This is a genomic window from Pseudozobellia thermophila, from assembly GCF_900141855.1.
Classification (GTDB): domain Bacteria; phylum Bacteroidota; class Bacteroidia; order Flavobacteriales; family Flavobacteriaceae; genus Pseudozobellia; species Pseudozobellia thermophila.
Genome location: NZ_FQYU01000015.1, coordinates 20,373 through 46,013, shown reverse-complemented (window position 1 = coordinate 46,013; position 25,641 = coordinate 20,373). Strand labels below are relative to the sequence as shown.

Sequence of the window (25,641 nt, the reverse complement as noted above, 5' to 3'; positions counted from 1 at the left end):
TCCAAAAGTAAATCTCTGTCCGTCCAGACACTTGTAAGATATTGGCAATTATAAAATTTCGATAAGATGTGTTTGGTATTTTTTTGGGGAAACACCGACAAAGCGTTTAAAGGTTTTTGAAAAATGGGCCATATCGGTAAAATTGTATCGATAGGCAACATCCGTAAGTTCGGTATGTGCGTCTATGAGCTCTTTGCACGAAAAAACCTTTTTCATCAAAATATAGTTCATTGGGGTCATACCCGTTGCGGCCTTGAATTTTTTGACAAAACCATATTTGTTGATGTTGGCCATTCTTGATAGGTCGTCCAAATTGAATTTTTCATGGATGTTGTTTTCGATATAGAGATCGATCTCATTGAAATCGCTAAAATGCGGCTTCCCGTGGGTCCCCATATTTTCCTGTGAATGATATTTTATGGCATTTGCAAACCGATGCAAAGCAAGTTCGATTGTTTTTGCATTGCCGGTATCCATGGCTTTGGTCAGTTGTACGAATAATAGGTTGGCCTTTTCGTTATTGATCTTTCTGTTTTCGAATGTGATGTTTTTTCCTTCGAACAGGTATTTCATCAGGTCGCCTGACAGATAGATGGTGTCGAATTTTAAGGCAACCTTTGATTCGCTTAAGGGATTGGCGTGTATCTCATATGGGTTGGTAATAGATATGCTGCCCTTTTCACTAAAAAAACTTTGGTCTTCAAACTCGATCTGTTCAATACCTTGATGGATCAACGAAATACAAAAAGTTTCATGAAAATGCTTGGGGAAATCGGCCGTTTGCCCATCGATGTTGATATACTCTAAATTATCAAAAAACATGGTTGTTTCTCTATTTCATACCCCATAGTAGCCCCTTCTATGGTAGGGTGAAGATAGCGAATTTTACTACGTGACCGTCCCCCTATTCGCAATAGGCGCTTCTCGGGTTGCTTGCCGCCCCGCACTTGAACAAGTAGTTCGATTGTGCATACAAGGGGGTGGGGTCGTCCGTGACCACCAAGGGCTCCAGGGCCTCCCCATCATGGCTGGGCATGGTGATCTGTTCCGTGGAGCCATTTCCCAAGGCCACATTTTTTGCGGCGGAATTCCCGTTAAAGCTATAATCGGTCAGGGCATCCAAAAGGCGGTAAATGCCATAATAGTCGTAGGCATCATAGGCCGTCTGTGTATTGGGAAGGTTATGTTCGGCCGAATAGGTATAGCCGTCCACAGTACTGCTTTTGATCAAGATAAAGTCCTTTTCCGCATCGGATATGTTGATGTTCTTAAAAATATCGATGGCCATCCGGTGGTCGTTGGTCACATCATCGTCATAGACCTGGGTGATGAGTTTGGTATTGGAGGGGAAATTTTGCAATTGCGTATCGGACAGGTCGTATGAAAACCACTGTGCCATGGTAAAGATAAACCGACCGTTTTCGCCCCAGCCTTCTTCCACAAAACCTTTATAGGCCAAGGAAAAGGTGGCACCTCCCCCGAAGGAGTGCCCCATAAAGCCGACTTTTTCCGTATCGATAATATCGGGATGATCGCCTACCGCCTTTTTAAAACTTTCCCATAAGGTCTCGTAACGTTCCTCTACCGATACCCCTGTGGTCGGATAGGGGGCAAAGACCACGGCATATCCCTTTTTGGCGATAAACTCGTAAAGTCCGATGTTGTACTCACTTTTTTCCCCTCCGTAAGGGTGTGAATAGAAAATGACAGGTACCGGTAAGGTAGCTTCCTCGGGGTAAAACACCTCCACGTCTTTTCCTTCGTAGGTGGGACTTTCAAATGCGATTTTCGCCACCGTATAGGTGCCATCGCTCCCATAACCTTCGGTGGGTTTGCCAATGGGACCTTCCAGCTCGTTTTCAATTGAGGGCAAGGTTGTTTGTGAATCTTCAATGGCGTCTTCGGAACAAGCGGTCAAGAGGAATAGGGCGAACAAGGCCCGGGCAATGGCTTTCATGTACAGTTTTTATAAATGATTTGGGTTATTTCGAACGTTTTAACGGCGTAATTATTATACCTGGCGCAGATACATCCCCCGCCCTGCGGGCACCCCCTTCAAAGCGTTGCACCGGGCCTGTCGAAGTGGGGGAATTGTTCCCCTCCCCCCCTAAAGGCTTATAGCTTATAGGCCGTACTGTCTTTTACCGAATTCAATACAAACGCACTGTGTATCGTAGAAATTCCGTCGATAATGGACAGTTTTTCGTTGAGAAATTCATGAAACTCCCCTATATCGTCCACGGCGATCTTAAGCAGGTAATCGAAATTTCCGGAAACCTGGTGGCACTCCATAATATCGGGCAATAAAAGTACTTCCCGCTTAAAGTTATCGGCCATTTTTTTTTGTTGCTTAGACAAGGTAACCTGGCAATAGGCGATCAGTTCCTTCCCTATTTTCTTTCTGTCGAGCAAGGCAACGTACGATTTTACAATTCCCCGCTGTTCCAGTTTTTTGATCCGTTCGTAGGTTGGGGTTACGCTAAGCCCCACCTTGGCCGCTATTTCCTTGGTGTTTTGCTTCGCATTCTTTTGCAATTGCATCAATATCTTATGGTCGATCGCATCCATACTAGATTATTTTTCTATTCCTCAATCCCTTATAAATTCAAAACAGTAATATCAAACTACAAAACTATATTTTACAGTTTAATATTCTATATTATTTCAAATTAAAGCAATAAATTATTACTAATCGTAATTTTACAGTGTAAAAATACACGTATAAATTACAATGGATATGGATAACGAACAACGGATAGACGAGCTGTTAACCCAAATAATCGAAGAAAAAGATCGGGTTATCGGTTACCCAGTGGCCAAGGACTTCGATTATTCAAGATTGTACGAATTTTTAAAACACCCCATCAACAACATTGGCGACCCCTACGAGGGCAACACCTATAAAGTACAGACCCATGAAATGGAACGGGAAGTGGTCGATTTCTTTGCCCAGTTGTTCAGGGCCGACCCGACGGACTATTGGGGCTATGTGACCAATGGAGGTTCCGAAAGCAACCTGTACGGCCTGTACCTGGCCAGGGAGTCGCATCCGAACGCCATGGTCTATTTTTCAGAATCGACACATTACAGCGTACGAAAGAACATCCACCTGCTCAACCTGCCCAGCATTACCATCAGGGCGCAGGAAAATGGGGAACTGGACTATGGGGACCTGGAGAATACCTTGCAGCTCAACCGCCACAAACCGGCCATTATCCTTACCACATTCGGCACGACCATGACCGAGGCCAAGGACGATGTTTCGAAAGTGAAGGGCATTTTAAAAAAACTGGCCATCCAAAACCACTACATCCACTGCGATGCTGCATTGGCGGGCTCTTATGGCCCCTTTATCGAACCCCGTATTCCCTTTGATTTTCAGGATGGCGCGGACAGCATCTCCATCAGCGGCCATAAATTCATCGGTTCGCCCTTCCCTTCGGGCGTTATTATCGCCAAGCGGTCGTTGAGGGACCGGATCGCACGGGGCATTTCGTATATCGGGTCCTTGGATACGACCATTACGGGATCCCGAAACGGACACAGTCCGCTCTTCCTGTGGTACGCCATTAAAAAAATGGGCGTTAAGGGCTTGGAGGAACGCTACCGCCATAGCTTGGAAATTGCGCAGTATTGCAAAGAGGAACTGATCAAGATAGGTATAAAGGCATGGACCAACCCCGGGGCCATTACGGTGGTGCTCCCCAAGGTATCGGACCCCATAAAAAAGAAATGGCAATTGGCCACGGACCATATTACCCACGTCATCTGTATGCCCAATGTAAGCAAGCAACAGATCGATGAGTTTATCCAAGATATGGTGCAAGAAAGGAAATCGGCCACCGATACAAGCGATCGGGCCTTCGCGATTCAGGCCTAAGCGCCCTGCCATGGGGGCCGATATCCACAAGAATTTCAGGCCTTCTTTATTTACTTTGCCCCGTAAAGCCCTATATTGTCCCCGCAACATCCGGACCGTGTACGAGGGCAAGACTTGAGGGATACCGAAAAGGCCTTGGCACGTTGCCTAAATCACATAAAATGAACAAGACCATCGGCATACTGGTCCTTTGGGCCCTGGCCTTTTTTTCGTGCAAAACCGCCCCGAAAAAGGAAACCGACAAAATTGGGATCGCCAGACAATACTACCAGGCCCTTGATCGCTCCGACGGTCCCGCCATGGAAAAGCTGTTGGCCGACAGCCTTTTTACCCAAGAAGGCGACTACAGGCAGACCTTTTCACGGGCCGCTTATAGGGAATGGGTAAAGTGGGACGCCGTATTTGAACCTAGGTACGAAATACTCCAAATAGCGCAGGAAAGCGAAGGGGTCGTGGCCAAGATCTCTAAAGGGGACAAAAGAATTTTCTTTCTTCACAAGGCCCCGATCGTCACCCAGCAGGTCATCCGCTTTGACGGCAACAAGATCAGCGGTGTGGAAACCATCGATTACATCGGGTTCAATGAAAGCACATTTCTCGACAACAGAGGTAAGCTATTGCGCTGGATCGAGGAACACCATCCCGAATTGAACGGATTTTTATACGACCAAACGGAATCGGGCGGCATGAACTACCTCAAGGCCATCGAACTGTACCAAGACAACAACTAGGGCAGTAAGTCCGGGACCGGGAAAATACACGAGCCCGGACCAACTACCTTCCATCAACCGGTTCCGCCCCATAAAGGTTCGACATTCACCATTTTTTGGCCCTTTTTTATCCGTTCCAAACGGGCTACCTGCCCCACCTTTGTACCCAATCAAAAACCAAGAAAAAAATGAAAGCAAAAACAAAATGGGCCGCGCTTATTTGTCTCACGGTATTAGGTGTCGGACTCACTCAAGCCCAGGGCAAAACGACAGAAGAAAACAAATTTCAATTCGGGGAGCCCGAACATTTTTTGGACGGCTACTCCCTCAACTTCCAATATCAAAATGGCACGGCCATCCATATGGAGTTTCACGATGGCCAAGCCCAATACGAATGGCTAGCAGGACCCGCAAAAGGAAACGGAAACTCAGACATCCCCTATCGTTCGCGAAAAATCGGTGATAAGCTCTATTTGGTGAATTGGCACGAAACGGGACTAAAGGACTATTTGACCATTGTATTTGATTTTGAAAAGATGATCGTACATAGTTCGATTATAATCGGCTATGAAAACAGGCCCGAAAGAACCTTAAAAACGGTGTTTCGAAGCGGAATTATCGATCATTTAAAAAAGTTGGAAAAATAATAGGTAATCGTTTCATAAAGGCGAAGTGACCGGAGGGCCCTTTTCCCGGTTGGCGCGAGCGCGACGCTCGCGCCAACCGGGGCTTGCGGCACATCAATCCATAATCCTAACCAATAAGATCGTGCCTTTATCGATTTCGTTAACCGCCTGTTCAAAGGTCTTTATTTCCGCCCGTTGTTTTTCGAAAAGATCGTCCTGCAATTGATGTAGCTTGTCCCTATCGGCCTTCATCAAATCATCATCCGTTATAACCAAGTCCTTGAATTGCCCTATGAGCTTCTGGGCGGTATAATAATTTATCAAAATAGGGTGTTCGTCCCGTGTCGCAAATTTTTGCCGGGCCTCTTCGGTCAAACTGTTCGTTATCCGTATTCCCTTTTGTTCCAAAACACCTTGAAGGTCGCTGAACATCAAAAAAGCGCGGTCGTTCAACGCGGCGACCAAGCTCGTTTTCGACCTTAGAAAGTCTTTGTAATTATCGACCACAACTTTCTCATTGACCGTCCAAAACCATTGTTTCTTCTTTTTGGTAACCACCTTGTATTCGGCAGCTTCCACAAGTCCGTCGAGGTCGGCAAGCCGTAGGATCCTAAATTCGGCCGACGGGTCGGCCGTCTTGGCGGTTTGGTCGGCTTCGGACCTTGGTCTGGAGTATTTTTTTGCTTCGTAGTTTTTGGCAAAATTTCCTGATGTTCTTCTAATCATAACAGAGGTATTTCTACCGTAAATTATGTTTTTTTTTGAAAATCACCATTTCCACACCCCGGATTTCGACAATCGGTCAAACGGATTTCACGCAATATCCCATGGTTTTATAAAGACTGCTTCGTTTTTTTATCTAGCGGATCGGGGGTACACAGTATCCCCCCCCTTCAATCGTATCGATGGCGCAAGAAAAACGCTCGATATAACGCCCCCACGCTTCGAAGAGGGAATTTATCGGTATTACCTTCTGTACTTGGTACGGGTAGGACACTCTTTTTGGTTGGGGAATTTTGGGGTGCCCAACAACAAAAAAGCGGATGCCGGTTGTAAAACCAGTATCCGCCTCCTATATACCCACATTACTGTTCCTTATTTCTTTCTAAGCACACGGTCCAACACCGTTTCCTTATCGAGTTTTTTGGTACAGAAAAACCAATCCTTACAATCGATATCGCTGTCTTCCATTCGGTCTTTGGCCGTACCACAGGAGCCTGCGGGGCCGACAATTACATCGTCGCCCGGGCGCCAATCGGCGGGGGTGGCCACGTCGAATTCGTCGGCGGCCTGCAAGGCGATGATCACACGGTACAATTCATCAAAGTTTCTGCCCAAGCTCAAGGGATAGTAGATGATGGTTCTGATAATACCCTTCGGGTCGATAAAAAACACGGCCCTGACGGCTTTGGTCGAGTCTTCATTGGGCTGGATCATTCCGTATTTTTTCGCCACTTCCATGGTGATGTCCTCGATCAAGGGAAAATTGACCTCTATGTTTTTCATTCCCTTGTACTCGATTTTTTCCTTGATGGTGCGCAACCAGGCAATATGGCTGTACAGGCCGTCGATGGAAAGGCCTACGAGCTTGCAGTTGGCCTCGGCAAACTTTTCCTCCATAGCGGCGAAGGTCATAAACTCCGAGGTGCAAACGGGGGTAAAGTCGGCAGGGTGACTGAAAAGAATGACCCAACTTCCCTTATAGTCCGCCGGAAAATTGATCTCTCCCTGGGTGGTTACCGCTTTAAATTCTGGGGCAGCATCGCCTATTCTTGGCATGCTGATTACTTCATGTTCTTGATCTTGATCTTGTTCCATTACTTGCATTATTTATGTTCATTAATGGTAGCAAGGTATATGATCGTTGCAGCGTCCACAGTTACCTATGTTACAGTAGGCAAGTTCAAAGGCCGGTATGGCATGCCCAAGCTCCCCTTCCCTTCTTAACCCTTCTTGCATTTTTCGGGTGGGGACCGATTTTGGTCTACTTCCTCGATGTCAAGGAGCTACTTTTACATGAAATAAGTGGGGCGGCTGCAATATGGGGTATCGGGACTTGATCGTTCGAAAATTGCCCTATAAAAAAAGGCCCGTTTTGTATACCGGGCCCTCTCTTCTTGCCGCTAGTGTTAGTCAACATCGATAATAAGCTTCATGGCCTTTTCCTTGGGAGCGTTCAAGAACACTTCATAGGCCTTTTCCATCTCACTGAGTTTGAAATGGTGCGTAATCAGTTTGTTTACGGGCAACTTGTTGGTAGATACGGCTTTCATCAACATAGGTATGGTGTTGGTATTTACCAATCCGGTGGTGATGGTCAAGTTTTTGATCCATAGGTCTTGGATCTCAAAATCTACTTTTTTACCATGTACCCCAACATTGGCAATATTGCCGCCCGGTTTTACGATTTTCTGGCAGATATCCCAGGTTTGGGGAATACCAACGGCCTCAATGGCCACGTCTACCCCTTCTTCCCCTACAATTTTTGCCAACTCCTCTTGAAGGGTGTCGGAAGGCTTTAAGGTGTGTGTGGCGCCCAGTTGCTTGGCCATCTCCAATCGGTTTTCGTCCAGGTCTATCATTACGATAATGGCCGGTGAATAGAACTGGGCGGTCAAAAGAACGGAGATACCTATGGGGCCGGCCCCTACAATGGCAATGGCATCACCTGGTTTTACCTGGCCATATTGAACCCCGATTTCATGTCCCGTGGGCAAAATATCGCTGATCATTACCGCTACCTTGTCGTCGATGGAATCGGGAATCTTGTACAGGCTGTTGTCGGCATGGGGAATTCGCACATACTCGGCCTGTACACCATCGATCATATGGCCCAAGATCCAGCCGCCATCCTTACAATGCGAGTAGAGCTGTTTTTTACAATACTCACAAGAACCGCATGAAGTAATACAGGAAATGATGACCTTGTCTCCCACTTTAAATTGGGAAACACTGTCCCCTACTTCCTCGATGATGCCTACGCCTTCATGCCCCAAGGTAATACCATCCCGCATGTAGGGGTTCTTGCCTTTGTAGATACCGGAATCGGTTCCGCAGATCGTAGTTTTCAATACCTTGACAATGGCATCGGTGGTTTTTTCGATAACGGGTTTTGCTTTTTCCTCAAGGGCGATGTTGTGATCGCCATGATACACTAACGCTTTCATAAGTTCTACTGTTTATGTTATTAATTATTTTTCATTTCCATCGCCCCGAGTGTTGGGGCTTATATGTTTTACTTGCCTTCACCACATGTTGGGGCGTTCTTGTTAAGAATGTCGGACTTTATAAAATCGTTCTTTAAAACAGGCTTCCATTTAAAATCGGTGGCTTCCGTTACGGTAAAATTGTCACTGGGGTCGGTAGACAATAGGGTTTCGGTAAAATCGTCCTCCATTTTTTTGAGCTTGTCCAAGTCGCAGGCCGGCAGTTCCCCTTTTACGGCAAGGGCGCCCAGCTTGTCTATTTCTTCGGGTTTCACCCCTTTGTTCATCCGTACCGATACGGCCTCTTTGGTGTCGATACGCTGTACGGTAAACAGGCCGTCGATATCCTTGGAAACATAAAAGGTATTGAATTGATACCGGCCTCCCGTGATGTATATGGCCGCATCGGTCAGGCAGGGCGAGGGTTGGCTCACAATGCGGGTATTGGTACGGTCTATGCGTCCGTCGGGATACAGTTCGTTCAGGGCCTCTTGCAGGGCAAGATAGCCCACTACCAACCCGTCGCAAAGGTGGCCGTGAAATTTTACGAGGTCGTCGAGGTCTATGTTTTGGACATGGCCTATACGCCCCTTGGAAAAATCGGTATCATTGACCCGCATTCCCGTTTTTACGCGGTTATTTTTTTTGGGCAAATAGATTTTGAACGATCGGTCGCCCGAGGTAATTTGGTCCAAATGGCCCATAAAGCTTTGGTCGTCCCTTAGAAAATGGACGTGCACAAAGCTTTTGGAACCCGTAAAGATTCCCTGGTGTTGTTCAGAATAGAAACCGATCAATTGGCCTTTCTCGTTTTCGGATATGAATTTTTGCGACTTTACATCGGGTTTGTAACCTTCTACTTCCGGATTTCTGGGAGTAACGATATGAACTGTGAGCTGGTCAAATTCACCCGCAAGCCTAAAGGCAAAAGGGTCCTTTAGGTCATAGCCCTTTTCTGTGGCAAGGGCCGCTACTTTTTGCTGGATTTCGTCAACGCTGTTCAAAGGTCCGTCAACATCAAACACTTCCCATTCGGGTACCTGGCTATACACAAAAAATGGGGAACGGATGTCCCAGCTCTGGCCCACAACGGCCTTTCCTTCCTCAAAAGCCGAGGCGTGGAAGGGCTTACCGTCCATAACGGTTATTTCGCCCTTCATACGGTCATAGGGCCCCATACCGTATACGTGCGATTTCTGGGGAAGGGTATCCAGCCAGACCTTAAGGTCGTAGGTGTTGCCCATATCCTTCATCGCCCCAATGGAATGTACGGCGGGCACGGTCTGCCCTAAGAGGAACTGCGATGTAAAAACGATGATTGCCAGGATGGGAATTGCTTTTTTCATAGCTGATAGGAATTAAAGAATAAGGTTAAACAGGTATCCGGATAGGATGATGCACAGGGTTACGACCCCAAAGAAAATAGCGATTAGTTTTAGCGACATCACTTTTTTGAGCAAGGTAGCTTCGGGAATGGATAGCCCTACCGTGGCCATCATAAAGGCAATGGCCGTACCCAGGGGCACCCCCTTGGCCACAAAGACCTGGATGATGGGAACAATACCGGCCGCATTGGCGTACATGGGTACGGCCACCAGCACGGCCAGGGGCACGGTCCACCATTGGCCACCGCCCAAATACTGGTTAAAAAAGTTCTCGGGTACATAACCGTGCATGGCGGCGCCAATGGCAATACCTATGATTACGTACAACAATACGCCCTTGACAATATCCCAGGCGCCACGGGTAATCTCGGGCAGACGATCGCGAAAGCTTCGTTTCTCGTCTTGGTACGCGGCCTGTTGCATTTTGTTTTCCAGGATCTCTTTTACCCAATCGGAGAGTAAGGGTTCCAAATTCATTTTCCCCAATAGCCAACCTCCAACAGAGCCTAACAGAATACCTGATAGCGCATAGATCAAGGTGGCCTTTACGCCGAACATCCCCAAAAACATGGCAACGGCCACTTCGTTGACCAAGGGCGAGGTGATCAAAAAGGCAAAGGTGACCCCCAAGGGAATGCCCCCCTGTACAAAGCCGATAAAAAGCGGCACGGACGAACAGGAACAAAAAGGCGTGATGGCCCCAAAAACCGAAGCGAAAAAGTACTCCAGGCCGTAGAGTTTTTTCTTGTTCAGGTAGTCTTTTAACCGTTCTATGGGGAAGTAAGCGTTCACTATCCCCATGATGAAAACGATAAAGAATAGGAGGATGAGAATTTTCAGGGTATCGAAGACAAAGAAATTCAAGGCGGTACCCAAATGGGTATCCGCCCCTATTCCAAACACCGAATAGATCAACCAATCGGCAAAATCTTGCAACCCATCAAACATTAGGAACGGTTTTTATGGTCCCCGAAATGGAACATGAAAGCTTTACGGTGTTGTAAATGGTGCCGAACTTTTCGATGTTCTTTTTCAATAGGGCCGTGTTCAACTTGTCATCATCGCTGTAGATTGTTAAGCTGTATTCGATGGCATCCATTCTTGGGGGATTCTCAAGGCGGGTGGCCTTTACCTCCAAGGTGGTTTTGGTATAGGAGAATCGCATCATGGTCGAAAAACGCTCTACGTTTTTTAGCATACAGGCGGCAAAGGCCCCCAGGAACAACTCGGCCGGATTGGGTAGGCTATCGGCGGTTTTTGAGGTGGTGCCAAAATCGATGTTCGACTCCTTTATTTGGATCGTGGCATCTTGACCTGCAATCGACGAAGCTTTGATTTCGTAATTCATAAGACCGGGATCAGTTTAACAATGCCAATACTTCCTCTTTTGAGGGTACCCTGCCTTTTATGGTAATCACATCGTCGATCACCAATGCCGGGGTGGTCATTACATTGTACCTCATGATCTCCATGATATCCTCCACTTTCTCAATCGTGGCATCTATGTTGTTTTCGGAAACAACGTCTTTGACAACACCTGTCAACGACTGGCATTTTGGACACCCGGTTCCTAAAATTTTAATTGTTTTGCTCATGATATGCAGTATTTATTGGTAAAATCCTTATTCGAAAAAATGTTGGAGCAAGGTCTTTGCCTTGTTCCAGTTTTCTTGGTTGATGCAGTATTTTATTTTGGGCGGATAAACTTCCCCTTGTATCAGTCCCGCACTTTTTAGTTCCTTAAGGTGTTGTGAAACGGTCGATTGCGCCAAGGGAAACACATCCACCAAATCACCCGTAAAACAACAGCTTTGCTTCTTCAGATACTTTAGGATGGCCATACGGGTAGGGTGCCCCAGTGCCTTGGCAAATTTTGCCAGGGCTTCTGTATCTTGGGCATAGGCTATATGTTCCGCGTTTAACCTCATCTGTCTGTACTTCCTTTTTGTGGAAAAATGATACGTTGATTCTCTTGTTGTGTTTTATTATCGTAAAATTACGATGGACCTTTGGCCTATAATGTGACCAAAGTCACATAAGCTTATTTTTTTAGAAAAAATGCTATGATTGTTATGGAAAGATGGGTATAAAAAAACGGTCCGAGCCGAGACCTGAACCGCTTTTATATGGTCGGTAAAACGTTTTATGTCTACGATTACTTGGCCCTTACCGGACAACCGATCGCCCTGGTGAAGTTAGCTTCTATGTCTTTTCCGTTTTCAAAGGCCACAATGGCATTTTCCACATACTTTACCTTTACGTCTTCGGCCGATCGGGCATTAGCGTCAATACAATCGGCCTCCCCGGTGACCATGTGCCCTTTGGTAAAAGCAAGGAACAAAAGGGATGTAAGCAGTGTTAGAACGGTCTGCTTCAATGGGTTGTTTATTTGGGGTATTTTGTTTTTAACCGCCACATGATTTAAAGGTTTCGTAAAAGGTCGTTTTTAAACGATCTTTTAGCGGCCGCCCATTTCATTCTTTCTTTTATAGGTCGATACGGTACTTTTTCCATCGGGGTCTACGAACTCAAAGGTATATTCATCTTCCTCGTTCCATCCGTAATTAATGGTGTACTCTTTAGGACCAATGGTATAGGTCAATGAATACGAATGGGGACCAAGGGTTTTAAAGTCTGTAATTACGGCGTCTTTTAAAGGTCGTAGGTCAGGGCGCACCCCTTTCGTCTTGGCCTGTGGCATTATTTCGTTTTCCGGGGCCTTTGTTCTTGGGTTGAGCTTTACCTTTCCGCGCATCGCTGCGATCAAATACGGGTATTCTTCCACGGCATGGTATTCATAGGAGCCCTCTTCGTTAAACCGGCCCAAGCTTTCGTCGAGTTCTTCATCGGTTTCCCCGTATACGGGAAAACCGTCCAAGGCATAGGCAATGGGTTTTCCCTCGCCCACTTGTTCCTGCAAGTGCGTGGGCGGCAAATGGTAGTGGTAGTCATCGGCCCTTCCACAGTGACCGCCCCATTGATCCAACTCCCCAATGGCATTGGCATCTTCACCACGGTTGTTCAAGGGGTTGAAGATGGGAAGTCCGTTCACCGCAATGGCGATGGCCCCTTTCATAAAATTCGTTTTGGTGGAAAGAGGGGTCTCGGCCAGTTCCGGTTGTAAGGGAATCGCCCAGGCGTTGTTACCGGAATAGTCATGGTCTATAGGTACTTGTTGCTGCCAATTGGTAATGCCCGTCATCATTTCATGTTCGGGAATACCATCCGATTCCACATAAAAATATTGATCGTCGTATCGGGTGGTCACTTTATCGAAGGCCCCGAAAACGGACTCCAAAAATGAGATATCATTGGCGGGAAGCTTTATATCGGTTATGGCGGACTTTTCTTTGCCCGACGTATTTTTACAACCCACAACGATCAATGTCAGCCCTATGATCCCGTAGGCCAATTGAAACCCTTTATAGCGTTTTCCCCATTTAAAAACGGAGATCAAGAGCAATACCGCCCCTAGCCCGATCAATAGATAACCATAATGGTAGTTGTGATGATGGCTTGCCGTATTGGCCTTCAATATCCATTGGGTCTTTTCTTCAATGAACTGCCGGTCCTCTTCTGAAAATTCATTGATGTTGAAGGTAAGGATGTTGTTCTTCTCATCACTTAAATAGACAAGATTGCCCTCTTGTTTTACGAAATTGGCCTCAATGGTATCGTGGGACAATTTCCATGTTTTGGTCGGTGTTCCATGTCCCCCCACATGGGCAAAAGTGTTAAATGCCGCTACTTGGAGCAGCAAGATGAATATCCATTTTTTCAAAACGCGCTATTTTACAGTGTACCTTACTAAAACCTCATTGTCCAAAACTACATTGGTCGACCAGATGAATTGGGCGTCATGGTCCTTATCATCAAAAATATCGGTGAAGTTGGTATATGCAGGTTTGTTGTCCACCCCAATGGTTCTATTAGTATAGGTGGTAGCATTGGGCCAATTACTAGCGTCGAAACCGGCTTTCATCCAATCCTTGGGAAGTTCCCAGTGTAAGGCGTAAAATTGACTACCATCTTGTCCGCCATTGGTGTCGCAATTTTTGGAATAGCGGTAGGCACCCTCTTCCGAAACACAGGCAAGATCGGTAATAGGGGCCGTGTAGAAGGTCTGGGCCTTCCAGTTTTCGTCGGTAACGGCCACCGTTTCGTTCTTTTCGTTTTTGATAACGGCTACCATTCCGCCATCCCCGGCGTGAAAAGACTTGCCCCTGTTGGCCTCACAACCTACCCCAAGGTGTTCTTCCCAATCTACCAGTTTCATGGCAATGGTAAATGGTTTTTGGACCTTGAATTTTACGACACTGGAATTAAACTGGGTAAAGGGCACTTTATCTTTTCCGACAGGAACACCGTTTACGTACATTTCAAAATAATTATCGGCAAAGATATAGGCCGTATAAAGCTCCCCGTCCGTATCGATTTCGACGGTGTTGGAAGCGTCAAAATGAGAGAGGGCTTCTTCGGTTGTCGCATAGTTTTTGCCTTCACATTCATTGTGCAGATCCGTTGCGAACGGAAAACTGTCGTCGGTGTAATGGGTTTCGGCCGGAACGGTCCATTTTTTTCCGTCCGTGGAAACGATTTCGCCCACATCGGTCTTTCTTCCTCGTTCACAGGTATAGATGTCTTCGGTGATCGTTTTAGCTAGCCCTTGGGTTATACTGGCCGTACCCTTGTAGGTGATGTTTTTCGAAGCGTTGGCGCTTAGGTCCGATTTGCCTTTAGATTTGTTTTCTGCGCAACTGACCATAAATAGAAGTGATACAAGCAGGGCGTTCGTTAGTATTTTCATATTTATAGATTTTGTTTTCGGGAACGAAATTATAAATCCCCATAGGCCTCACAACCATGATGATTTAAATTAACATTTATTTATTAGAGCTATATCAATTGGCCCAGGAATTACGGCCACGCTTCTTTTTTCTATTCCCTATCCAGGTCTTCGATTTTTCTGAATAGGGCGATGATATTTTTTTGCGTTTACGGTATCGCTAGCCTCTATGTTAATGAGGTTATTGGACTGCGATTTTTACTATTCTTATTATTTACGATTGTGTTTCCGAAAGTTGAATTAAGACCTCTATGTCGAAAAAGCATATGTTTCACCCTTGGTTTCTATCACCCATTTTTGATGCCATTACGCTTATGATCAACAACTGTATAGCGTGGAAGAGCATAAGGGGCAACAGAATAATACCGATCGTAGGCGCATTGCCAAAAATGATCTTAGCGAACACCGTACCGTGCACCAATGATTTTTTGGTTCCGCAAAACTGGGCGGTAATCCGATCTTCGGTATGGAACCCCATTTTCTGGGCCAAGAAACCCGTTAAAAAATAGAGCAGCCAGAACAGGATTAAAACGGCCACAAAGAGGATGAGCATATCTACCACAGAGATGGTACTGAAGATGTTCTCTTCAAAAGACCTGGCAAAACTCTTGTAGATGATCAATAGGATGATGGATTTGTCGAACAAGGTCAGCTGTTTGGAGTATTTCTGGGCATAATCTCCCCAAAATCGTTGAAGGACAACCCCGAACATGACCGGTAGAATGATCTGTACAATCAGTTGAATGTAAATATCGGCAAAGTTAAAATCGGTTTGCGCGCTCTTAACGAAGAGTCCCATCCATAAAGGGGTGAGTAGCACCCCGATAATGCCCGAAATACTGGCATTGAAAATGGCGGCGGGTATATTGCCCTTGGCAATGGATACCATGACCACCGAAGAGGAAACGGTAGACGGCAGGGCCGCCAAGAAAAAAAAGGCCAGCCATATAATTTCCTGTTCTTCATTTTGTACGAGGGGGCGGAACAACAATACCAACAACGGAAAAATGAGAAAGGTGGAAGCCTGTACCAAAAGGTGCAACCGCCAATTTTTGACCCCGTCCCTTAATTTCGTCGGACTCAATTTAAGGCCGTAGAAGAAGAATATAAGCGAAATGCCTATGCCACTTATAACATCTACGGGAAATTGGCTATCCGGCAGTCCCCATTGGGGAAATAGGTAGGCCAGGCCAATGACCCCTATCACCGAAAGTACGAACCGATCTATCTTTAGTTTCATATTTTTTCAGCGCAAAGATAGTATATGACAGGGACGGCATTCGATTGTCGGACCAGAATTTTATGGGGACGGTGCGAAAGTGTTTCCTACCTATTGATGCCGCTCCCTTGCGGACCATGTATCGGCATAACCTCAAAAATCAAAGGGAATGATTTTCATCGCCCGGGCCGACCTTCTTTTTTTATCCCCCCTTCATACTACCGCTCCTGACGAAAGGGCGACAAGAGGCAACGGACCGTTTATTTGCGGTCGATGCGAACCTAAAAAGGAGCCTTTTTTTCTATTTTTTGGATAGGCCGTCCGGTCGTAAACCCATCTCTATCAGCGCAACCAAAAAGCCCTAATAAAAACCATTTTTTCTTATGATAAAAGTCATAAGCAAGAAAAATTTTGGGCCATAGTTTTGCCCCATAACCTAATAAAACCTGCAGTATGACGGCAAATAGAAGCACGTACGGAACAACCTTCGGGTTGATGATTTTTTTATTGTTGATATCGAATATAACCTTGGCCCAAGAGTATGGTTTAAGGAACGACATGTCCGAATTGACCGTTTTGGGAACTTCCAGCTTACACGATTGGGAAATAGATGCCGAAGAGCAAAGCGGAAAGATCGTGTTCAAGGATGCGGAGGCGGGCCAAATTGGGCAACTTCAGGTAACGGTTGTGGCCGAAAGCCTAAAAAGCGGCAAGTCGGCAATGGACAAAAACACCTATAAGGCCCTTAAAACAAGCAAGTACAAAGACATTTCCTTCGTCTTGGCCGAAGTTAAGCAAACTACCCCTAAAGGAGAGGGCAGCTATGCCGTCAGCGTTATGGGCGACTTAACCATTGCGGGGGTTAAAAAGAGAATCCCCTTGCAATTTTCGCTAAAGGTAAACGGCGATAAAATAAGGCTTGCCGGAGAAACATCGTTCAACATGACCGATTTTAAAATAGAGCCGCCAAAGGCCTTGCTGGGTACCATTACCACAGGTGACGAGGTGACCATAAAATTCAATACCCTATTTCAATAACAAAAAAACAACTATTAAAAAAGGAGATTATGAGATCAATTTTTAAAAATACCGTATTGTTGGGAACCCTTCTGGCCGGGGTCGGCCTATCGGCCCAGAACAGGCAGCTCGACAATTACCGGCAACCCGACAAAAGAGGTGTAAACGTATTTGAGAGTCCAAAGGACACCCTTACCACTTTTGATCATGTAAAAGTAAGGATCGGGGGGTCTTTTGCCCTGCAATATCAGGCATTGGACAATGAAAATTCGGGTGTGGTGCCCTTGGCGGAAGTGGGGAGCAATTTTAACCTGGCGACCGCTAATTTAGATTTGGACGTGGCCCTCTACGATGGCTTAAACATGCACTTAAGAACCTATTTGTCCTCTAGGCACCACCATGAGCCCTATGTTAAGGGAGGATACTTTCAAATTGATAAGCTCGACTTTATCAGCGAGGGTTTCTTGGGCGATTTTATGGACCACGCCACCATTAAGATCGGGCATATGGAGAACAACTATGGCGATGCCCATTTTAGGAGAAGCGACAACGCCCAGGCCATTTATAACCCCTTTGTGGGCAACCTGATCATGGATTCGTTTACTACCGAGGTAGGGGCCGAACTGTACTACAGGACCGACAGTGGCCTCTTTGGTATGCTAGGGTTTACCAATGGCAAGCTGAACCAAAGCGTCACCAAAAATAACGGGTCTACCGGAGGTGCCGCCCTCTTGGCCAAATTGGGCTACGACAAACAACTGTCCGACGACCTAAGATTTAGGTTAACGGGATCTTTGTACAATACGGGGTATGCGCCCAACGTCTACCTCTACTCTGCCGATAGGGCCGGAGCCCGGTACTACGACGTGATGCAAGATGCCGCCGCTACCAGCGATAACTTTAGGGCAGGCCGTTTCGACCCAGGTTTTAGCAACAAGATTACAGCGGTAATGATCAACCCGTTCGTAAAATATGGAGGACTTGAGTTCTTCGGAACCTTGGAACTGACTTCGGGAAGAAGCTTGGCCGAAACCGATAGAAGAAATGCAGAGCAATACGCCGGGGAAGTCATTTATAGGTTCGGTAAGGATGAAAACCTCTTTGTAGGCGGCCGGTACAATACCGTAAGTGCAGAGCTGGCCAGTGGCGATGATGTAAGTATCGATAGGTTTCAATTGGGAGGCGGTTGGTTTATGACCAAGAACGTGCTTGTTAAAGCGGAATATGTAAACCAACAATACAACGATTACCCTACCGGAGACCTATTGGAAGACGGTCAGTTCGACGGGTTTATCTTGGAAGCCGTCATCAGCTTTTAATTAATAGGCTTTAAAGCAAGTCTCATCGTACTGGGTTTCCTCATATTTTTGGATGCTACTTTGAGACTTGCTTTTTTAATCATAACATGAAATCACTTGGTACTATGATGCTAAAAAAAGTAAGCCTGCTTTTTGCCGTCATGGCCATCATGGCCTTTACGACAGGTGCAACCCTAAGAAGCACCTATGTAGCCATTACGCCCGATAGTTCCTTGTACATCAAGGGAACTACCAATGTAAACACCTTTTCGTGCCTGTTCGATGTAACCAATATCGACAACCCGGTGCGTGTGGACTACCATAGGGAAGGCGACAGGATCAGGTTCGACGAAACGACACTGGTCTTGAACGTCGACTGTTTTGATTGCGGCGGAAGGGGCATCAACAGGGATTTTCGGGAGATTTTGAATTCAGAAGAGGAGCCCCACATACTTTTGGCCTTAAAAGAAATCCGGCCCATAGCCGATAAGACCGCCTACGAGGCCCTATTGGACATAGAGATAGCAGGGGAAACCAATGTATACAAAGTTCCCGTAAAGGTCGAAAAGGACAACAGCCTGTTAATTCAAGGGGACCTGAACGTGCGCCTGCCCAATCACAACATAGAGCTCCCAAGCAAGATGTTCGGCCTTATCAACATACATGAGAATGTTGAGATCGCCTTTAAACTGGGGATCGAGGAAATTCGGAATTAGGTAGCCCGCCCTTCGTATGGGGCAATGGCAAATTTTGTCCCGGGCCTATCAAGCGTCAAAGACCGTTTTCTACCTGTCAGTATTCAAGTAAGTCGCCATGAAAGGGACAGTACTTCCAGTTGCCTTTCATTTCGGCATGGTCCACGGGACATTTTTTGGGCGGCATTAGGGCGACCAGGGGCAAGGTGAAATTAAACTGCTTATCGGAGTGTTTTATGGTAAAGCTCCCCTCTTGGTATTCGTTTAGGGCCGTCTTCCCGTTTTCGTCCTGTACCTTAAAGAAATAAAAGTGCATGCCCTCCCCCATCTGACCGAGCATTTGGCGGAACATGGGCTTCATGGGTTCCAAAAAGCCCGAGGCCTCGGGAGTTACCTCATCGTCCGTCAGGGGCAGGTAAACCTCCCCATCTGCGTCTATAAGGGAAATCGATTTTCGCAAAGTGGCCTCATCGGTAAAGGATGCCGTGCCATTGGTATGGATATCTACGTCCAGACCGCAGACCAGGACGTAGTCGTCGAAGGCCGCTACGATTTGGTCTACCGCTTCACCGGATATTTGGGGGTTGCCCTCCGTCGCGATTTTCCAATAGCCCGTGGGTATCCAAAAGGCGAGGGACATATCGTTGTTTTCCTTGTGCCATTTTTGGATCTCCCTGATGTATTCGGTAAGGTTGACTTTTTGTGGGGCTTGCCCAAAAGAGGTAGCGGTAGCAAGTAGGGCAAGCCATACGAATAGGTGTTTCATAATGTAAGCTAAGGCTTGTTTTGTGGTTTTTTTGCCAAGGTATAAAAATGAACAAGCCCCTTACGGAAAAATAGGTGCAAGGTCGGATATTGGCTTTAAAAGGGAAATGGGTATGGACCTTTGAAACATCAATTTGTTAATTTACCGCTGTGCAAAAAGGGGTAAGTCTTCAAAAGGGGTAAGTCTTCAATATGGAGGAGAAAAATTTGAAAAGATTATTTATTCAATTGAATATTTACCTTTTTCTAAAAATACCATTTTTATTTTCATTCCGGCTTTTAGATTTATTCGATTTGCTAAACTCTTTCCCAGTTTAAGAACATGACTTCTGTTATTTCTATAACAAAATTTTACGTTGTAAACTTCTTGTTTGTATTCAATGTGAATATTTGTTGATATGGAAGGGAAGTAATCTTTCAAGTCAGCGGTTATCCTAATCTGATTTTTACTTGCATCTCCTTCGGTAATGGAGTTTCCAGAAGATGGTATTGTAAATATACCTTTACGAATTTTCCTTAAGCCTATTATGGATTTTGTCGTATTTCCCTTAGCCTTGGGTTGATTTGATGTTGCTCCTCCTTTGAATATCTCCTCAATATTTAAGTCGTTTTGTATTATTTTTTCAAATAGCTGTGATAGTTGTCTTTTGTAAAGGTTTCGATCCATAAACCTGTCAATTCTAGAAGGATGTAGAAGTGTAATTAGTTTGGTTTTATCATTATACGTAGTGATTTTTCCGTGTTCACGGGTAATTTCTACCTCTCTTTTCAATAAAAATGAAGATGAAGTTTTCCCAAATGATAATATGATCTTTGGCTGAAGATTATGAATTTCTTTAGTAAGAAAAAAAGAGCAGTTTTCTATTTCATTTTCTTTTGGTTTTCGATTTTTTCCTGAATAGTCATTTGGCCAACACTTCACAATATCCGTCAAATAGAAAATATCCTCTAATGTAGTCTTATATGGCAGACATTCACGCAGTATTTTTCCTCCTGTACCGACCCAATATTTCTTTTTGCCTAGGCTGTCTTTGCCAGGTGCCTCTGAGACTATAAAGGCTAAAGGTTTCTGATTACCATGTGATTTACTTGGAAATTTGTGATGACCTCCAATAGTTTCGCATTTTCTACAATTTTTTATTTGTTTAAATAACTCTTCCATTGGGTTTCTATGTTTTTATAGACTATAAAAAATAGGATACATTTCTAATATTTCTATAATCATAGCCTGGTTTTTTAATTCCAGTAACCTTTGGGGGAAGCCGACCAAAATCCGTCCCCGCAATATAAAAATTCTTACACTTTTTCTTACGGAAAAGCGTAACCCTACCCTAATCAGGGTGTTGATATAGGAAAGTATATAGGGTCACTACTTTACGACCACTATAAATCGGCTTCTATTTTTACAGAGGTCATATAAAGGGAACCGGCCACGGGCTTGTCGTTAAAGAGGCTTATTCTTTCGTTCCCTTCCTTTAGGGCCAGGGCATACAGCAAGGGCATGTAGTGTTCGGGCGTGGGTATGGCGAGGTCGAAGGCCCTGCCCTGGGCCCTATAATCGATCAGGGCCTGGTGGTCGCCCCCGAGTATAAAAGCCTTCATTTTTTCACTGGCCTCAAGGGCCCAATCAAAGGCATAGCTTTCGTCGAGTTTGTCCCAGGCGATCCTACGCAGGTTGTGCACCATGTTACCGCTTCCGATGATCAAAACGCCCTTTTTGCGTAGACGGCTTATTTCCTGGGCCAGTTCGTAATGGTATCGCGGCGGTTTGGACCGGTCTATGCTCATCTGTACGACGGGAATATCGGCCTGGGGGTACAGGTGCCTTATAACACTCCATGCGCCGTGGTCGAGTCCCCATTCATGGTCCAGTTGCACTTGGGTACGCCTTATCGCCTTCTTTGTTTGCAGGGCCAATTCGGGACTCCCGGGGGCCGGGTACCGCACGTCGTACAAGGCCTGGGGGAAGCCGCCAAAATCGTGGATGGTCGGGGGTTGCCGCATGGCGGTCACATAGGTGCCCTGGGTTTCCCAATGGGCCGATATGCATAAAATGGCATTGGGCCGTACCAATTCGTTTCCCAACTTACGGAAAGAGGCCACAAACTCGTTTTCCGCTATGGCGTTCATGGGGCTTCCATGACCAAGGAACAATACGGGCATTGGGGCCGTATTACCCATTTCAGCGGTCATTTTATTTAGATCGTGCAGGTCCATAGCGGTATTTTTAATTCGTTTTACGATGGAAAGCGGCACTTAGGTATCGATGGCCCCGAACTTCCAAAAATCGTTGTCCGGCAAGGGGGCCTCGAAGGTATGCCGCTCCTTTGAACCGGGTACCTCATAGGCGAGTTTCCAGGCGTGAAGGCAGATGGAAAGCGGCAGGTATTCGCGGTCAGAACCGTATTTGGCATCGCCGATAATGGGAAGCCCGATATGGGCCAATTGGGCGCGAATTTGATGGAACCTGCCTGTTTTGGGCCGCACCTCCAAGAGATAGCCCACCTCGTTTTTTCCAATGACCCGGTAAGACAGCATACAGCTTTGCGCATCCTTTGTTTTCGCCATGACGATATCGGCCCTTTTCTCCTTGTGGTTCTTTACCAGGAAGTTCGTCAAATTTGCCCTGTTCTTGGCCGGCTTGTCCTTAACGATGGCCAGATAGGTTTTCTGTACCTTGCGGCTGCCAAAGAGCTTGTTGAACTCCACAAGGATGCTCTTTTTCTTGGCCAGGACCAACACCCCGCTCGTTACGCGGTCCAATCGATGTATGATCCCGATGTAGGGCTTCGGCCTGCCTTTTAAGAGGTGCCCAAGTACCTGGGTCTCGACGGTGACCGCCTCGTAGGGACTCCTTTCGCTTATGAGTCCGGCAGCCTTGTTGACGACCAAAAAATCCTTGTTCTCATGTATGACTTCAAGCGCTGGCATTTACGGGGGTGTTTTTCCAATTACAGCATAGGGTTCTACGGCCCGTGATGCGGTTTTCCCGTCCCGATCGACAACCTGACGGACTAGGTTCAACGGCGTTTCTTTTTGGCCCTATGCTTCTTTCGTTTCCGCTGTGGGCGATCGGAAGGTATGGCATCGTCAAAGGTATGTTTTACGTTTTTCGGTTTTATGCTTTTCCACGACTTTTTTTCCTTTTCCGGCACCAAGACCTCTACCAGGTCTTTTCGGCCCAATTTGTTCAAGGTGTTTTTGATCCACTCCCTGTTTCCCTTTTTGTACCAAAAGAAGAAACGGTGCTGTTCCTCCTTTTCCTTTTTGGTCTTTGGCGTCTTGGTCGGCTTAAGGGTATAGGGGTGGTAACCGCTGTAGTAAATGACCGTGGCCACCGTCATGGGCGTCGGGGTAAAGCCCTGCACCTGCTCCAATTGAAAGCCCATATCCTTGGTCTCGGCCGCCAGGTTGGCCATATCCTCGACCTCACAGGCCGGATGGTTCGAGATAAAATAAGGAATCAGCTGAAGCTTTAGGTTCTTCTTTATATTGATCCGGTCGAAGCGCTCCTTGAACTTGTGGAAGTACTGGAAGGAAGGCTTGCGCATCAACTTTAATACGGGGTCCGACGTATGTTCCGGAGCCACTTTCAAACGGCCCGAAATATGCTTGGTCATCACCTCCTCGGTATAGTCGTCCAATTCTTTCGGGTCGGCGTTCTTGTTGAATTCGGGCACCAGCATATCGTGGCGGATACCGCTGCCTATAAAGGATTTCTTTACCTTGGGATGCTTGTCAACCGCCTGGTACAACTCGGTCAAGGGTTTGTGCGAGGTATCCAAATTACTGCAAATAACGGGCGAGATGCACGAAGGCGCCACGCACTTGTCGCAAATGGCCTGTACCTTCCCCTTCATCTTGTACATATTGGCCGAGGGCCCCCCGATATCGGAGAGATAGCCCTTGAAATCGGGCATATTGGCCACCTTGTCCACTTCCTTTAAAATCGACTCCTTGCTCCGACTGGCGATAAACTTGCCCTGGTGGGCCGAAATCGTGCAAAAGCTGCACCCCCCGAAACAGCCCCGGTGGATGTTGATCGAAAACTTGATCATCTCGAAGGCGGGAATGGGGCCGCGCTTGTTGTATTTTGGATGCGGTAGGCGGGTATAGGGCAGGTCGAAGGAAGCGTCGATCTCTTCCTCGAGCATGGTCGGGAAGGGTGGATTGATCACCAAGAGCCTCTCGCCCACGCCTTGAAGGATACGTCGTGCCCGGAGCTTGTTCGATTCCTGCTCTATGACCTTAAAATTGGAGGCGAACTTCTTCTTGTTCCGCAAGCAGACCTCGTGCGAATAGATCTCGACATCGTCCCAATTTTTGTTCTTGGGGACGGCATCGTCCTTATGGATCAAAAAAGCCGTTTGCTTTATGGTTTTCAGGCTTGAAAAGGGCACCCCTTTTTGCAGGAGCTTCACGATCTCGCGCAGGGGCTGTTCGCCCATGCCGTAGACCAACATATCGGCCTTTGAGGTTTCCAAAATGGTCGGCATCAGCTTGTCGCTCCAATAATCGTAATGCGTTACCCGGCGCAGCGAAGCCTCGATGCCCCCGATCAAAACGGGAACATCGGGGAATTTGTCCTTTAAGATATTCGAATAGACCGTGGTAGCGTAATCGGGCCGAAAGCCGATATCGCCATTGGGGGTATAGGCATCCTTGTCCCTGCGTTTCTTACTGGCCGTATAATTGCTTACCATGGGATCCATACACCCTCCGGTGACGGCAAAAAACAATTTTGGCGTCCCCAATTTGGTGAAATCCTGCAGGTCGTCGTTTACATTGGGCTGCGGAACAATGGCCACCCTTAGGCCGTAACTCTCCAAGATACGGCCAATTACGGCCGGACCGAAGGAAGGATGGTCGACGTAGGCATCACCGCTAAATAGGATAACGTCGAGTTCTTCCCAGCCCCGTATCTTTACTTCCCTCTTTGTGGTGGGCAGCCAATCTGTAAGTTTATAGGTTTGCATATGGCTGCAAAGGTAAGGCTAAATTCGTTTTGTACACTACCCCTAAAGTCCATTAGCGCAGGAGTTTACTTTTTGGGGACCTATGGCCCCAAAGTTCGGCGGACCCGGTTCGGTCAACTACAAAAAGCTTGCCCTTATCTGATCGATCAATCGGGTGCCGTCGGGGTCGGCCATGGTCTTTAACCGGCAAAAATCCTCGGCCCATTTTGAAGTGCGTATCCTAAAGGGCGGGGCGTCGTTACCTGCCACTTGCAAAACCACCCGGGCCACCTCGGCCCCGGTCTGATAGACCTGCTCCGTACTTTCGCCGGCCCTTTTTTGGTTTCCGGCCATATACCGCTCAAAAATAGGTGCGTACTCGCCGGTGGCAAACTCCCCGTTCACGGCGGTCTTGCCAATGGCCGAGGCCATGAACTCCGTACTGATCCCCCCGGGTTCAATGTTGCTGATCTTGATGTTGAAGGCATCGCTTACATAGGTGGCCAGGGCCTCCATAAAACCTTCCACGGCAAATTTGGCCCCGCAGTACAATTCGTTGAAGGGCTGCCCTACAAGGCCGCCCACCGAGGTAATGCTAATTATCCGTCCCGATTTTTGCTTCCTCATGTGGGGTAGAACGGCCTGTGTACAAAAGACCACCCCATGATAGTTGACTTCCGTTACCCAGCGAATTTCTTCCTCGCTTGCCTGTTCCGTCGTTTTGGCAAAACCGGCACCGGCATTGTTGATCAGCATATCTATTCTTCCGTCTTTTTCGATAATGTGGTTTACGGCAGATGCAATGGAATCGCGTTGGGTCACGTCGAGCGAAAGAATCTCGATGTCAAGGTCCCCCTCTTGGATGCACTGTTTCAAGGCATCCGCTTTTTTAAGGTTGCGCATGGTGGCGTACACTTTGTAGTTGTTTCTGGCCAATAACAGGGCACTTTCAAAGCCTACCCCGGTCGATGTTCCCGTAATCAATACATTCTTTTTCATTATGATGGGTTTATGGAATGAACATTCACTCCAATTTGTT

At 46.7% G+C, this 25,641-nt stretch carries 27 protein-coding genes; 6 read left to right on the top strand and 21 right to left on the bottom strand.

Features of this window, described 5'->3' with window-relative positions; translation table 11 throughout:
• Window positions 1-48: 48 nt before the first annotated feature.
• The 3 genes from BUB37_RS20105 to BUB37_RS20095 all read right to left on the bottom strand — a co-directional run bounded on the left by BUB37_RS20105 (window position 49) and on the right by BUB37_RS20095 (window position 2,568).
• Complete coding sequence (locus BUB37_RS20105) at window positions 49-822, bottom strand: AraC family transcriptional regulator (protein WP_072995704.1); 774 nt, start codon at window positions 820-822, stop codon at window positions 49-51.
• 82 nt (window positions 823-904) lie between these two features.
• Window positions 905-1,957, bottom strand: a complete 1,053-nt coding sequence (locus tag BUB37_RS20100; RefSeq protein ID WP_072995702.1) for an alpha/beta hydrolase family protein — start codon at window positions 1,955-1,957, stop codon at window positions 905-907.
• A 158-nt stretch (window positions 1,958-2,115) separates the two neighbouring features.
• Entirely contained in the window at window positions 2,116-2,568 is a 453-nt protein-coding gene (locus BUB37_RS20095; protein WP_072995700.1) for an Lrp/AsnC family transcriptional regulator, read from the bottom strand.
• A gap of 169 nt (window positions 2,569-2,737) precedes the next feature.
• On the opposite strand from BUB37_RS20095, the gene BUB37_RS20090 reads away from it, so the two are divergent.
• From BUB37_RS20090 to BUB37_RS20080, 3 genes are all read left to right on the top strand, one after another.
• Window positions 2,738-3,880, top strand: coding sequence for a histidine decarboxylase (locus BUB37_RS20090; protein WP_072995726.1), 1,143 nt, complete (start codon window positions 2,738-2,740; stop codon window positions 3,878-3,880).
• Between the two features lie 161 nt (window positions 3,881-4,041).
• Complete coding sequence (locus BUB37_RS20085; RefSeq protein ID WP_072995698.1) at window positions 4,042-4,611, top strand: nuclear transport factor 2 family protein; 570 nt, start codon at window positions 4,042-4,044, stop codon at window positions 4,609-4,611.
• Window positions 4,612-4,778: 167 nt separating this feature from the next.
• Window positions 4,779-5,237 carry a MoaF-related domain-containing protein gene (locus tag BUB37_RS20080; protein WP_139278151.1) on the top strand — a complete coding sequence of 153 codons (459 nt, stop codon included), beginning with the start codon at window positions 4,779-4,781 and terminating at the stop codon, window positions 5,235-5,237.
• Window positions 5,238-5,330: 93 nt separating this feature from the next.
• On the opposite strand, the gene BUB37_RS20075 is transcribed toward BUB37_RS20080, so the two are convergent.
• The 12 genes from BUB37_RS20075 to BUB37_RS20020 all read right to left on the bottom strand — a co-directional run bounded on the left by BUB37_RS20075 (window position 5,331) and on the right by BUB37_RS20020 (window position 15,893).
• Window positions 5,331-5,942: a hypothetical protein gene (locus BUB37_RS20075; RefSeq protein WP_072995694.1), complete on the bottom strand. Its 612-nt coding sequence runs from the start codon at window positions 5,940-5,942 to the stop codon at window positions 5,331-5,333.
• A 369-nt stretch (window positions 5,943-6,311) separates the two neighbouring features.
• Complete coding sequence (locus tag BUB37_RS20070; protein ID WP_072995692.1) at window positions 6,312-7,034, bottom strand: peroxiredoxin; 723 nt, start codon at window positions 7,032-7,034, stop codon at window positions 6,312-6,314.
• A gap of 311 nt (window positions 7,035-7,345) precedes the next feature.
• Window positions 7,346-8,383, bottom strand: coding sequence for a zinc-dependent alcohol dehydrogenase family protein (locus tag BUB37_RS20065; protein ID WP_072995690.1), 1,038 nt, complete (start codon window positions 8,381-8,383; stop codon window positions 7,346-7,348).
• A 68-nt stretch (window positions 8,384-8,451) separates the two neighbouring features.
• Entirely contained in the window at window positions 8,452-9,768 is a 1,317-nt protein-coding gene (locus tag BUB37_RS20060; RefSeq protein WP_072995688.1) for an FmdE family protein, read from the bottom strand.
• A 12-nt stretch (window positions 9,769-9,780) separates the two neighbouring features.
• Complete coding sequence (locus BUB37_RS20055; RefSeq protein WP_072995686.1) at window positions 9,781-10,755, bottom strand: permease; 975 nt, start codon at window positions 10,753-10,755, stop codon at window positions 9,781-9,783.
• On the bottom strand, window positions 10,748-11,155 hold the full coding sequence (locus BUB37_RS20050) for an OsmC family protein (RefSeq protein ID WP_072995684.1): 408 nt from the start codon (window positions 11,153-11,155) through the stop codon (window positions 10,748-10,750). Before BUB37_RS20050 ends, BUB37_RS20055 begins: the two co-directional genes overlap by 8 nt.
• Window positions 11,156-11,165: 10 nt before the next feature.
• Window positions 11,166-11,402, bottom strand: a complete 237-nt coding sequence (locus tag BUB37_RS20045; RefSeq protein ID WP_072995682.1) for a thioredoxin family protein — start codon at window positions 11,400-11,402, stop codon at window positions 11,166-11,168.
• Window positions 11,403-11,429: 27 nt separating this feature from the next.
• The gene (locus BUB37_RS20040; protein WP_072995680.1) at window positions 11,430-11,735 is read right to left on the bottom strand and encodes an ArsR/SmtB family transcription factor; all 306 of its coding nucleotides are present in this window, start codon (window positions 11,733-11,735) and stop codon (window positions 11,430-11,432) included.
• Window positions 11,736-11,962: 227 nt separating this feature from the next.
• A complete protein-coding gene (locus BUB37_RS20035; protein WP_139278150.1) occupies window positions 11,963-12,184 on the bottom strand; it encodes a hypothetical protein in 222 nt (73 codons plus the stop codon).
• A gap of 81 nt (window positions 12,185-12,265) precedes the next feature.
• The gene (locus tag BUB37_RS20030; protein ID WP_072995676.1) at window positions 12,266-13,588 is read right to left on the bottom strand and encodes a YHYH protein; all 1,323 of its coding nucleotides are present in this window, start codon (window positions 13,586-13,588) and stop codon (window positions 12,266-12,268) included.
• 6 nt (window positions 13,589-13,594) lie between these two features.
• Window positions 13,595-14,614, bottom strand: a complete 1,020-nt coding sequence (locus BUB37_RS20025) for a hypothetical protein (protein ID WP_072995674.1) — start codon at window positions 14,612-14,614, stop codon at window positions 13,595-13,597.
• 310 nt (window positions 14,615-14,924) lie between these two features.
• A complete protein-coding gene (locus BUB37_RS20020; RefSeq protein ID WP_072995672.1) occupies window positions 14,925-15,893 on the bottom strand; it encodes a bile acid:sodium symporter family protein in 969 nt (322 codons plus the stop codon).
• A 432-nt stretch (window positions 15,894-16,325) separates the two neighbouring features.
• On the opposite strand from BUB37_RS20020, the gene BUB37_RS20015 reads away from it, so the two are divergent.
• The 3 genes from BUB37_RS20015 (at window position 16,326) to BUB37_RS20005 (ending at window position 18,903) form a co-directional block, all read left to right on the top strand.
• A complete protein-coding gene (locus BUB37_RS20015) occupies window positions 16,326-16,910 on the top strand; it encodes a YceI family protein (RefSeq protein ID WP_072995670.1) in 585 nt (194 codons plus the stop codon).
• Window positions 16,911-16,939: 29 nt separating this feature from the next.
• Entirely contained in the window at window positions 16,940-18,208 is a 1,269-nt protein-coding gene (locus BUB37_RS20010) for a hypothetical protein (protein ID WP_072995668.1), read from the top strand.
• Window positions 18,209-18,312: 104 nt separating this feature from the next.
• Entirely contained in the window at window positions 18,313-18,903 is a 591-nt protein-coding gene (locus BUB37_RS20005) for a hypothetical protein (RefSeq protein WP_072995667.1), read from the top strand.
• A gap of 76 nt (window positions 18,904-18,979) precedes the next feature.
• On the opposite strand, the gene BUB37_RS20000 is transcribed toward BUB37_RS20005, so the two are convergent.
• The 6 genes from BUB37_RS20000 to BUB37_RS19975 all read right to left on the bottom strand — a co-directional run bounded on the left by BUB37_RS20000 (window position 18,980) and on the right by BUB37_RS19975 (window position 25,601).
• A complete protein-coding gene (locus BUB37_RS20000; RefSeq protein WP_072995665.1) occupies window positions 18,980-19,648 on the bottom strand; it encodes a hypothetical protein in 669 nt (222 codons plus the stop codon).
• Window positions 19,649-19,867: 219 nt separating this feature from the next.
• The gene (locus BUB37_RS19995) at window positions 19,868-20,809 is read right to left on the bottom strand and encodes a uracil-DNA glycosylase family protein (RefSeq protein WP_072995664.1); all 942 of its coding nucleotides are present in this window, start codon (window positions 20,807-20,809) and stop codon (window positions 19,868-19,870) included.
• Window positions 20,810-21,030: 221 nt separating this feature from the next.
• A complete protein-coding gene (gene ygiD, locus BUB37_RS19990; RefSeq protein WP_072995724.1) occupies window positions 21,031-21,864 on the bottom strand; it encodes a 4,5-DOPA-extradiol-dioxygenase in 834 nt (277 codons plus the stop codon).
• A 39-nt stretch (window positions 21,865-21,903) separates the two neighbouring features.
• Window positions 21,904-22,578 (bottom strand): RluA family pseudouridine synthase, encoded by a 675-nt coding sequence (locus BUB37_RS19985; protein ID WP_072995662.1) that lies wholly within the window; start codon window positions 22,576-22,578, stop codon window positions 21,904-21,906.
• A gap of 89 nt (window positions 22,579-22,667) precedes the next feature.
• The gene (locus BUB37_RS19980; RefSeq protein ID WP_072995660.1) at window positions 22,668-24,623 is read right to left on the bottom strand and encodes a YgiQ family radical SAM protein; all 1,956 of its coding nucleotides are present in this window, start codon (window positions 24,621-24,623) and stop codon (window positions 22,668-22,670) included.
• A 117-nt stretch (window positions 24,624-24,740) separates the two neighbouring features.
• Window positions 24,741-25,601: an SDR family oxidoreductase gene (locus tag BUB37_RS19975; protein ID WP_072995659.1), complete on the bottom strand. Its 861-nt coding sequence runs from the start codon at window positions 25,599-25,601 to the stop codon at window positions 24,741-24,743.
• Between the last annotated feature and the right edge of the window lie 40 nt (window positions 25,602-25,641).

Bases quoted from the DNA above. Each gene is read 5' to 3' on its own strand.
- BUB37_RS20005 (WP_072995667.1), top strand. From the start codon at position 18,313: ATGATGCTAAAAAAAGTAAGCCTGCTTTTTGCCGTCATGGCCATCATG.
- BUB37_RS20075 (WP_072995694.1), bottom strand. From the start codon at position 5,942: ATGATTAGAAGAACATCAGGAAATTTTGCCAAAAACTACGAAGCAAAA.
- BUB37_RS20090 (WP_072995726.1), top strand. From the start codon at position 2,738: ATGGATAACGAACAACGGATAGACGAGCTGTTAACCCAAATAATCGAA.
- BUB37_RS20080 (WP_139278151.1), top strand. From the start codon at position 4,779: ATGAAAGCAAAAACAAAATGGGCCGCGCTTATTTGTCTCACGGTATTA.
- BUB37_RS20045 (WP_072995682.1), bottom strand. From the start codon at position 11,402: ATGAGCAAAACAATTAAAATTTTAGGAACCGGGTGTCCAAAATGCCAG.
- BUB37_RS20010 (WP_072995668.1), top strand. From the start codon at position 16,940: ATGAGATCAATTTTTAAAAATACCGTATTGTTGGGAACCCTTCTGGCC.
- BUB37_RS20060 (WP_072995688.1), bottom strand. From the start codon at position 9,768: ATGAAAAAAGCAATTCCCATCCTGGCAATCATCGTTTTTACATCGCAG.
- BUB37_RS19975 (WP_072995659.1), bottom strand. From the start codon at position 25,601: ATGAAAAAGAATGTATTGATTACGGGAACATCGACCGGGGTAGGCTTT.
- BUB37_RS20095 (WP_072995700.1), bottom strand. From the start codon at position 2,568: ATGGATGCGATCGACCATAAGATATTGATGCAATTGCAAAAGAATGCG.
- BUB37_RS20100 (WP_072995702.1), bottom strand. From the start codon at position 1,957: ATGAAAGCCATTGCCCGGGCCTTGTTCGCCCTATTCCTCTTGACCGCT.
- BUB37_RS20000 (WP_072995665.1), bottom strand. From the start codon at position 19,648: ATGAAACACCTATTCGTATGGCTTGCCCTACTTGCTACCGCTACCTCT.
- BUB37_RS19995 (WP_072995664.1), bottom strand. From the start codon at position 20,809: ATGGAAGAGTTATTTAAACAAATAAAAAATTGTAGAAAATGCGAAACT.
- BUB37_RS20025 (WP_072995674.1), bottom strand. From the start codon at position 14,614: ATGAAAATACTAACGAACGCCCTGCTTGTATCACTTCTATTTATGGTC.
- BUB37_RS20015 (WP_072995670.1), top strand. From the start codon at position 16,326: ATGACGGCAAATAGAAGCACGTACGGAACAACCTTCGGGTTGATGATT.
- BUB37_RS20050 (WP_072995684.1), bottom strand. From the start codon at position 11,155: ATGAATTACGAAATCAAAGCTTCGTCGATTGCAGGTCAAGATGCCACG.
- ygiD (WP_072995724.1), bottom strand. From the start codon at position 21,864: ATGGACCTGCACGATCTAAATAAAATGACCGCTGAAATGGGTAATACG.
- BUB37_RS20085 (WP_072995698.1), top strand. From the start codon at position 4,042: ATGAACAAGACCATCGGCATACTGGTCCTTTGGGCCCTGGCCTTTTTT.
- BUB37_RS20020 (WP_072995672.1), bottom strand. From the start codon at position 15,893: ATGAAACTAAAGATAGATCGGTTCGTACTTTCGGTGATAGGGGTCATT.
- BUB37_RS20070 (WP_072995692.1), bottom strand. From the start codon at position 7,034: ATGGAACAAGATCAAGATCAAGAACATGAAGTAATCAGCATGCCAAGA.
- BUB37_RS20105 (WP_072995704.1), bottom strand. From the start codon at position 822: ATGTTTTTTGATAATTTAGAGTATATCAACATCGATGGGCAAACGGCC.
- BUB37_RS20055 (WP_072995686.1), bottom strand. From the start codon at position 10,755: ATGTTTGATGGGTTGCAAGATTTTGCCGATTGGTTGATCTATTCGGTG.
- BUB37_RS20065 (WP_072995690.1), bottom strand. From the start codon at position 8,383: ATGAAAGCGTTAGTGTATCATGGCGATCACAACATCGCCCTTGAGGAA.
- BUB37_RS20040 (WP_072995680.1), bottom strand. From the start codon at position 11,735: ATGAGGTTAAACGCGGAACATATAGCCTATGCCCAAGATACAGAAGCC.
- BUB37_RS19980 (WP_072995660.1), bottom strand. From the start codon at position 24,623: ATGCAAACCTATAAACTTACAGATTGGCTGCCCACCACAAAGAGGGAA.
- BUB37_RS19985 (WP_072995662.1), bottom strand. From the start codon at position 22,578: ATGCCAGCGCTTGAAGTCATACATGAGAACAAGGATTTTTTGGTCGTC.